Genomic DNA, 7,506 nt, shown 5'->3' with positions numbered 1-7,506 from the left:
GGTCAAGTTCCTCGACCTGGTGAACTCCGTCACCTCCACCGTCTCCGGCGCCTCCAACGACGTCATCATCACACGCGACTCCGTGCGCAAGCTCTGAGCGCATCCGGTCGAAAGGTCGGAACCGGCTTCGAAAGCAGCCGATGAACGATCGAGGATCGACAGCAAGTCGCGCACAGGTGCTCACCTGTTTGCGCGACCTGCGTCAGGCCTGATCATTTGACGCCGGAGCATCGGACCGAAAAGTGGGAATAGGTTTTCGGAAAAATCCGATGCGAAAATAAAATTCTAGAGGATCAGACTGCATCTGATTCACAGTGCACGACACTGTGATTGGCGGCCCTGGCTAGCCCCCTCATCCGACCCTTCGGGCCACCTTCTCCCCGTTGGGGAGAAGAGACTTGCGGCGCCGCCTCGTCCCGCATCACCTGTAAGGAAATGCGGTTCATGCATTTGACCGCCTTCTGTGGCGTGCTGTGACCTTGCCCCTGCCGATGTCAGGCCGACAAGACAACAGGTCGCGACTATCCGCTGGCCGATTGGTTGCCAAGCCCATTCACGCACTCTGGAACGCAAAAGGGGACCCTGCTTTCGCAGGATCCCCTCGATTTCTAGTTTTATCCGGTCACTCCACCGACAATTCGTCGCCCGATCAGCGAGCGCCGAGCAGTGCCGGCACCCTTGAGACCAGAAGAGTGATCAGAAGCCCTTGCCGCCCGAAAGCTCGGAGCGAATGGTCCCGAGGATGATGCGGATGTCGAGCATGATATTGAAATTGTTTACGTAGTAGAGGTCCGAAGCGACGCGGGCCCGGGCCTTCGAGGCGCGATCGGTTGGGCCGCGCAGGCCGCGCATCTGGGCCATACCGGTCATGCCGGGGCGCATGGCATGGCGCTGATGATAGTTGGGGCAGAGGTCCTCATAGAGGATGCCGGCAGCCAGCATGCCGATGGCATGGCAGCGCGGACCGACCAGTGACATGTCGCCCTTGAGAACGTTGATCAGCTGCGGCAGCTCATCGATGTTGCTCTTGCGCAGGAAAGCGCCGACGCGGGTGATGCGCGGATCGTTCTTCACGGTCTGCGCCACGCCCGTGACGTCGCACAAATCCGTGCGCATCGAGCGGAACTTCAAGACCCTGATCTTCGTGCAGTTCCGGCCCCAGCGCTCCTGACTGAAGAAAATCGGGCCGCGGCTGTCGAGCTTGATCGCGAGGCAGACCAGCAGCAGCACCGGCGCCAGAACGATCAGCGCGGAGAGCGAGACCACAATATCCATTGCGCGCTTCAGGCCGAGGTGCAGAGCGCGGTTCGTTGCACCCTGGCTCAGCGAAGAGCCCGAATAGTCGGCGACAGAGCCAACCGCATAGGACGCCGTTCCCTGGGGGAAGGACTGAGCATGATTCTCATGGATCGATGTCATCGTCACGTGCCGACTCCCGACTTTGTAGATCGTGTGCTGACAGTAATAGCAGCAATATTCTTATTTTAAAAGATGACTTAAGCGTGCTTTAACGACAGATCGCGCATCACAGCCATGCGCCGAGCGCATAGCTCGCCTCCAAAAGTTAGAAAATCATTTGAGAACGCGACCATAAGGCGAATTTCAGGGCCAAAATGGGGCGTTGCGCTGCAAAATTGCCCTATTTTCAGGCATAGCCATTCCTGCAACTATTTCCTATAGTATAGTTAAATATACTTTGGCACATGACCAAATCGATGATGCGCCATTTTGAGATAAGTTGCAATGCAACATGCTTAAGCAGCGGCGCATATCCCGTATTTGCTGACTTCCCGGCGGCAGAAGCGTCGGCGCTGGTGGATCTCGGCGCGGCGCACGCTGCATGGCACACCAATAACAGCGGGTCTTTTGCCAAACATATTATAGAAGAGCGCAGAAAAGACATGGCCGTCTTTTTTTGGAGCATCGGCCCCGCTACATGGTGAACAGAGCGACAAGCGCCCATGCTGAACCTTTCATCCCTCCGCGCGTTGAACAGGACGTCTGCAACCGGCCCGTCAGAACAGGGCGAGTCGAGACGAGGCCAACCAACACAAGGAATGCCAGCCATGTTCGGGGTCGAGTGGGAAAAACAGACGTCGTCGGACGCCGATGTCCTTCTGCAGGCCGCCGATCTTGTGGAGGCCTTCATCGTTCTCCTACGGGTGGAGAATGTGGCGAACGACATTCTCGATACCGAGGAACTCCCGGCAAGCAAGACGACGATGATCAATGCCTTCCGCCTTGTCATCGCCACCGAGCTGGAGGCGGACGACAGCCGCCGGCTGGCGCGGATCGGCCGCCAGCTCTCACGCTTTCAGGACAATGTCGGCCTGCGCATCAGCCTCACACCCGCCCATTCGGCCGCCCCAAAGGCGGCCCGGCGCGCGGACAGGGAGGCGGCCCAGCGCTTTGACAGGCTGTTTGAACGGGTGGCGAAGGAGGCGCTGGCGCTGGACCGGATCCTTGCCGTCTCCGTGCGCATTGCCGAGCGTCGCGGCGCCGCATCGGGCATCACCCCGCATTTCGAGCCGGACGGCACCTATTCCTTCGGTCATCATTGATCTTCAGAGACTGGCTCATCACAAAGCTAATGGCGCAAGGCCGCCGAACAGCCTTCATCCTTTGACCGCGCCCGCCGTCATCGAGGCTGAAATCTGCCTGTACATGATCAACCCGAGCAGCGCCGGCGGTAAAGCGCCGAGGATCATGACTGCAGAAGCTGCACCCCACTGGACACCGCCGCCGCTCGCCGCGAAAAAGAACGACGAGCCGACTGTCATCGGCACGGCGCGGCTGGTCGTCAGCATCAGCCCGAACAAAAACTCGTTCCACGCGGTGATGAAGCCGAAGATGAAACAGGTCGTCACGGCGGGGCGCACCACCGGCAGCACCACCGATAGCATGATGCGCGCGGCCGAAGCGCCATCGACGCTGGCGGCCTCGTCGAGCTCGATCGGCACCTCGCCGATCGCGTTGACCAGAATTACCAGCGCCAGCGGGATGTTGACGATTGCCAGGATCAGGCCAAGGCCGAGGCGTGTATCGAGAAGCCCGAGCCATTGGTACATCATGTAAAGCGGGATGGCGAAGATCACCAGCGGCATGGCACGGAGATTGATGACCACGGGCAGCAGCACGCGCCGACCGATGGCGCTGCGGGCAATGGCATAGGCGGCGGGAAAGGCGATGGCGAGCGCCACCAGCGTGCCGATCAGCGCGGCGGATGTGGAGTTCAGCAGATAGGCATAGATATTGAACCGGTCCGTCTTGCCGAGCACCGTTGCATAATTGGCAAGCGTCGGCGACTGGATCCACAGACCTGGATTGCTTGCCAGTTCCCGTGCCGTCTTGAACGAGGTGACCAGCGTGACGATGACGGGGAAGTTCATCGCCAGGGCGGCCAGAAGGAAGACGATCCAGCGCAAGGTCTTGATCATGCCCGCCTCCTTGTGCCGGCCATCAGGTTGATCAGGGTGAGGACGGCGAGCGAGGCAAGAAAAAGCAGGACGGAGGCCGCCACCGCCTTGCCGATCGCCCCCTGCTTGAAGAAGGCCTGATAGATGTAGATGGAGAGCGAGGTGGTGGAGCCGCCGGCCCCGCTGCCGGTCAGCGCATAGACATTGTCGAACACGCGGAAGCCGTCGATGAAGCGGATGAAGAAGGCGATGGCGAGCGTCGGCCGCATCAGCGGCAGGTCGATCCACAGAAGCACGCGATACCACGGCGCCCCGTCAAGCGCCGCCGCCTCGCGGATGTCAGGCGAAATCCCGCTATAGGCCATATAGAACAGCAGGAAGGCGAAGGGCGTCCATTGCAGGATTTCCACCACCGCCAGCGCGGTGAAGGCGTTTTCGACGCTGAGGAAGGCCGGGCTGTCGCCGAGCCAGAGGAAGAGATAATAGGGCACCGGCCCGGCAAATTCATGCAGGACCAGGCGGTACATCAGCCCGATCATGGCCGGCGCCACCATCAAGGGCAGCATCAGCGGCGCCATCAGCACGGAGTGCGCCCGCAGAAGCGGCGCCAGGAACAGGGCGAGAAACAGGCCGATCAGACATTCGGCAAGGGCGGTGACGAGGGCGAAGCGCCCGGAAAAGGAGACCGAACGCCAGAACTCGCCATCCGCCAGCACCAGAGCATAATTGCCGAAGCCGGTAATCTGCGGATTGCGCAGCGTCTCGAAGGAGACGCTGGACACCGAATAGACGAGATTGACCAGCGCCGGAAAGCCGAGAAACAGCATGAGGAAGCCGGTCAGCGGCGTGAGAAACAGCCGGCTCTGGGCAGGCTTCAAAAGGGCCATGGCAGTCCCTGCATGTCGGTTCCCAATGGTCATGAAAGCGGCAGGCGGGCCGGAGCGTCGCTCGGCGATGCGCCGACCCACCTCGCGATCGGCGGATCGCTATTTCTTGAGAAGCTCGGCCATGCCGGTCTCGGTCTTCTTCAGCGCCTCGTCCAGGCTCTGCTGGCCGGACCAGTAGCCAGTGAATTCCTTGGCCTGCAGCTCGTAGACCGACAGGGCCTTGGCGGAGGTCGCACCGGTCATGACATAGCCGTACTTGCCGGCGAAATCGCCGAGCTTGACGAGATCAGGACGCTCGGCCGCCACCTTGGCAACGACCTCGGGCGCCAGCGCCGGTGATCCACCCGCCTTGGCATAGGCGAGCGCGGCATTTTCCGTGGCCAGCCATTTCAGAAAGCGGGTCGCGCCCTCCTTGTTCTTGGCGGCCTTGTTAAGGCCCAGGCCGAGACCGTGAATATGATCGGCGCGGCCGTCAGGCCCGGCGGGCGGGGCGACCATGCCGGTGACCTCGGCCACGGCGGGCGATTTTTCCGCGCTGGTCAGGTCGCCGGCGGCAGCGTTCCATTGCAGCGCCGTGGCGGCCTGCCCCGCGCCGAAGGCGGCATTGGTCTCGGCATATTCGTAGCTCAGCGAATCCTTGGGCGAAGCGCCGGCATCGTAAAGCTTCTTGTAGAGCTCCAGTCCGGTGCGGTAGGCGGCGGAATCCACCGTGATCTTGCCGTCCTTGTCCATCCAGTCGCCGCCATAGGAGCGCGGCAGGGACTGGAACACCATCATGTTGAACAGCAGGTTCTTCATCTGCAGCACCGTTCCGTAGCGCGTCGGGCTGGCCGGGTTCACCTGCTTGCTGAAATAGAGCGCGGTCGCGGCCCAGTCGTCCCAGGTCCAGCTGTCGGGATCCTTCGGCGCCAGAGATTTGCCGAGATATTTCTGCGCGATCTCGGCATATTTCGCCTTGGCCGCCTCATCCTGCAGCAGCGCATCGATCAGGTCCTTACGGTAATACATGAAGTGCAGCGAGAGGTCGGTCGGCACGCCATATTGCCTTCCCTCGAACTGCATGGTCTTCAGCACCGAATCGCCGAAGGTCTTCTGCGCGTCGGCGCCGAGATCGATCGTGTCCATATAAGGCGCATAGCGGCCGATCGAATAGGTGGCGACGAGATTGATGTCGAAGGCGTCGGAGCCGGCGGCCATGTCGGCCTGCAACTTGTCGAAGAAGCCGTCGCGGTTGAAGAAGATCAGCTCCACCTTGTCGGCCTCGGCCCGGCCGGGCTCGGCATTATAGGCCTCGGCGACGGCGCGCAGCGCGGTCTCTTCCGAGCCGCCCGGCCAGCCGAGCACGGTGACCTTGGCCTGTGCCAGGCCCGGAAGGCCCGTGGTGGAAAGAATGAGGCCGGTCACCACCAGCAATGTCTTAGTCAGTCGCATTGTCGTTCCCTCTTGTTATCGTTCATGTCTTCGCAGCAGCGGACTGACGGTCGGACACAGTCCGCTGCTCTCGGTTCCGGTTTGCATCGGGCTCATCGAAAAACCGGCTTCTCCGTCCGGTTCGATGCTCCAAATTTCGGCCAGCCGGCCTGTGGCGCTAGCTTAAGGACACGCGCTTCATGCCAGCCTGTCGCGCGCCAGGGCCGCCACGCCGATCAGGCCGGCCTCGGCGCCGAGGCGCGCCGGCACCAGCCTTGGCCGTTGCCGTGCCGGGCGGGCGGCGTGCAGCGCGGCGAGCCTGTCGAGATAGCCGGTGGCCAAACCGATGCCGCCGCCGATAACGATTACGGCCGGGTCAAGCGCCAGCTGCAGATCCCCCGTCAGAAGGGCGGCGCGGGCGGCCGAGCGCTGCACGATGGCTTCAGCCCAGCCCGCGCCGCCTTGTGCCGCGGCAAAGACGTTGGCGGCATCCAGAGCATGGCCGGCCGCGCGCGCCTGCCCGGCGACGAAGCCGCCGGAAATCTCGTCTTCCAGAGGCCGCGCGCCTCCTGAGCCCAGACCGAGAATGCCGAAATGGCCCGACAGCCCTGTCAAAAGCCGCCCGCCGGCGACAATGCCGCCGCCGAGCCCGGTGGAGATGGTGAGAAAGACCAGATCGGTGCCGCTTTCGGCTCCGTTCTCGTCGGCCAGCGATCCCGGTTCATGCATCTGCGCCTGCCCTGCGCCGAAGCGGAACTCGCCCCAGGCCGCCGCCTGTGCATCGTTGACGGCCATGACGGGCTGATCGAAACGGGCTTTCGCGGCGGCGATCAGCGGATAGGCCTCGGGAATGCCGAGCGTGGCCGGGTTCATGGCGGACCAGGTGCCGCGATCGACAAAGCCGGTCACAGCCAGCCCCACCGCGCCATAAGACCCGCCGAGCCGCGTCGCCTCTGCCGCCACGGCATCGAGCCAGGCGTCAGGGCCGGCCGCGCGCTCGGTGGCAAATGTTCGGCTGGCGACGATCTCCGCGCCGCGCACAAGGGCCAGGCTGGTCTTGGTGCCGCCGAGATCGACGGCCAGCACCGGCTGGTCGCCCGCCGCGCGGCGGCGCCACGCGCCGGTCACGGCCTCGAGGAACCAGCCCGTGGCATGCTCCGTGCGGGTGATGGCCGAGCCGACGACGACCGCAGCGGCACCGGCGGCCACCGCCGCGGCCGCCTGCTCAGGCGTGCGGATGCGCCCTTCGGCGATCACGTCGGGCGTCATCGCCCGGAAGGCGGCGATCAGCTCAAGATCGGGCGCCACCGGCTCCGGCCCGCCGGTATAGCCGGACATGGTGGTGCCGAGAAAATCCACGCCGAGCGCCAGCGCCCGCCGCCCATCCTCCACACAGGCGCAATCAGCCATCGACAGGCGGCCCGCGGCGCGCACCGCTGCCGCCAGCTCGGCCACCGGCACCGGACGCGGTCGGTCCGTGGCATCGAAGGCGATGATGTCGGCGCCGGCCTCGATCAGGCCCTCGACATCAGACAGAAAAGGCGTGATGCGCACCGGGCTGTCGGAAAGATCGCGCTTGACCAGGCCGATGATCGGCGCGGACACGGCCGCGCGCACAGCACGGACATAGGCGACCGACTCGATGCGCAGGGCCCGCGCTCCGCCGGCCAGCGCGGCGCGGGCAAAGCCGACCACGGCCTCGGCCGTATCCATCGGCCCGCCGGGCACCGGCTGGCACGAGACGACAAGACTGTCCTGGAGATCCTGCTTGTGCACCCGCTGCCCCTTCTTCT

Annotated in this window: 7 protein-coding genes; 2 read left to right on the top strand and 5 right to left on the bottom strand. The window is 63.6% G+C overall.

Annotation, left to right across the window (positions count from 1 at the left end; translation table 11 throughout):
• Nucleotides 1-696: 696 nt before the first annotated feature.
• Nucleotides 697-1,425 carry a sugar transferase gene (locus tag BJF92_RS00630; protein WP_342585764.1) on the bottom strand — a complete coding sequence of 243 codons (729 nt, stop codon included), beginning with the start codon at nucleotides 1,423-1,425 and terminating at the stop codon, nucleotides 697-699.
• Nucleotides 1,426-1,703: 278 nt separating this feature from the next.
• Here BJF92_RS00630 and BJF92_RS24845 point away from each other — a divergent pair, with 278 nt between their 5' ends.
• Both BJF92_RS24845 and BJF92_RS00625 read left to right on the top strand, forming a co-directional pair.
• The gene (locus BJF92_RS24845; RefSeq protein ID WP_143523844.1) at nucleotides 1,704-1,943 is read left to right on the top strand and encodes a hypothetical protein; all 240 of its coding nucleotides are present in this window, start codon (nucleotides 1,704-1,706) and stop codon (nucleotides 1,941-1,943) included.
• Between the two features lie 123 nt (nucleotides 1,944-2,066).
• On the top strand, nucleotides 2,067-2,561 hold the full coding sequence (locus BJF92_RS00625; protein ID WP_075632858.1) for a hypothetical protein: 495 nt from the start codon (nucleotides 2,067-2,069) through the stop codon (nucleotides 2,559-2,561).
• A 54-nt stretch (nucleotides 2,562-2,615) separates the two neighbouring features.
• Here BJF92_RS00625 and BJF92_RS00620 read toward each other — a convergent pair whose 3' ends face one another.
• The 4 genes from BJF92_RS00620 to BJF92_RS00605 form a co-directional block, all read right to left on the bottom strand.
• The gene (locus BJF92_RS00620; protein WP_075632857.1) at nucleotides 2,616-3,437 is read right to left on the bottom strand and encodes a carbohydrate ABC transporter permease; all 822 of its coding nucleotides are present in this window, start codon (nucleotides 3,435-3,437) and stop codon (nucleotides 2,616-2,618) included.
• Nucleotides 3,434-4,303 (bottom strand): carbohydrate ABC transporter permease, encoded by an 870-nt coding sequence (locus tag BJF92_RS00615; protein WP_075632856.1) that lies wholly within the window; start codon nucleotides 4,301-4,303, stop codon nucleotides 3,434-3,436. Before BJF92_RS00615 ends, BJF92_RS00620 begins: the two co-directional genes overlap by 4 nt.
• A 99-nt stretch (nucleotides 4,304-4,402) precedes the next feature.
• Nucleotides 4,403-5,734 carry an extracellular solute-binding protein gene (locus BJF92_RS00610; RefSeq protein WP_075632855.1) on the bottom strand — a complete coding sequence of 444 codons (1,332 nt, stop codon included), beginning with the start codon at nucleotides 5,732-5,734 and terminating at the stop codon, nucleotides 4,403-4,405.
• Nucleotides 5,735-5,911: 177 nt separating this feature from the next.
• Complete coding sequence (locus BJF92_RS00605; RefSeq protein WP_280938368.1) at nucleotides 5,912-7,489, bottom strand: putative N-acetylmannosamine-6-phosphate 2-epimerase; 1,578 nt, start codon at nucleotides 7,487-7,489, stop codon at nucleotides 5,912-5,914.
• Between the last annotated feature and the right edge of the window lie 17 nt (nucleotides 7,490-7,506).

The organism is Xaviernesmea rhizosphaerae (assembly GCF_001938945.1).
GTDB lineage: Bacteria > Pseudomonadota > Alphaproteobacteria > Rhizobiales > Rhizobiaceae > Xaviernesmea > Xaviernesmea rhizosphaerae.
The sequence above is the reverse complement of the archived record's forward strand: the minus strand, read 5'-3'. Positions and strand labels throughout refer to the sequence as shown.

Coding starts and splice junctions, on each gene's coding strand:
- BJF92_RS24845 (WP_143523844.1), top strand. CDS start 1,704: ATGACCAAATCGATGATGCGCCATTTTGAGATAAGTTGCAATGCAACA.
- BJF92_RS00625 (WP_075632858.1), top strand. CDS start 2,067: ATGTTCGGGGTCGAGTGGGAAAAACAGACGTCGTCGGACGCCGATGTC.
- BJF92_RS00620 (WP_075632857.1), bottom strand. CDS start 3,437: ATGATCAAGACCTTGCGCTGGATCGTCTTCCTTCTGGCCGCCCTGGCG.
- BJF92_RS00615 (WP_075632856.1), bottom strand. CDS start 4,303: ATGGCCCTTTTGAAGCCTGCCCAGAGCCGGCTGTTTCTCACGCCGCTG.
- BJF92_RS00610 (WP_075632855.1), bottom strand. CDS start 5,734: ATGCGACTGACTAAGACATTGCTGGTGGTGACCGGCCTCATTCTTTCC.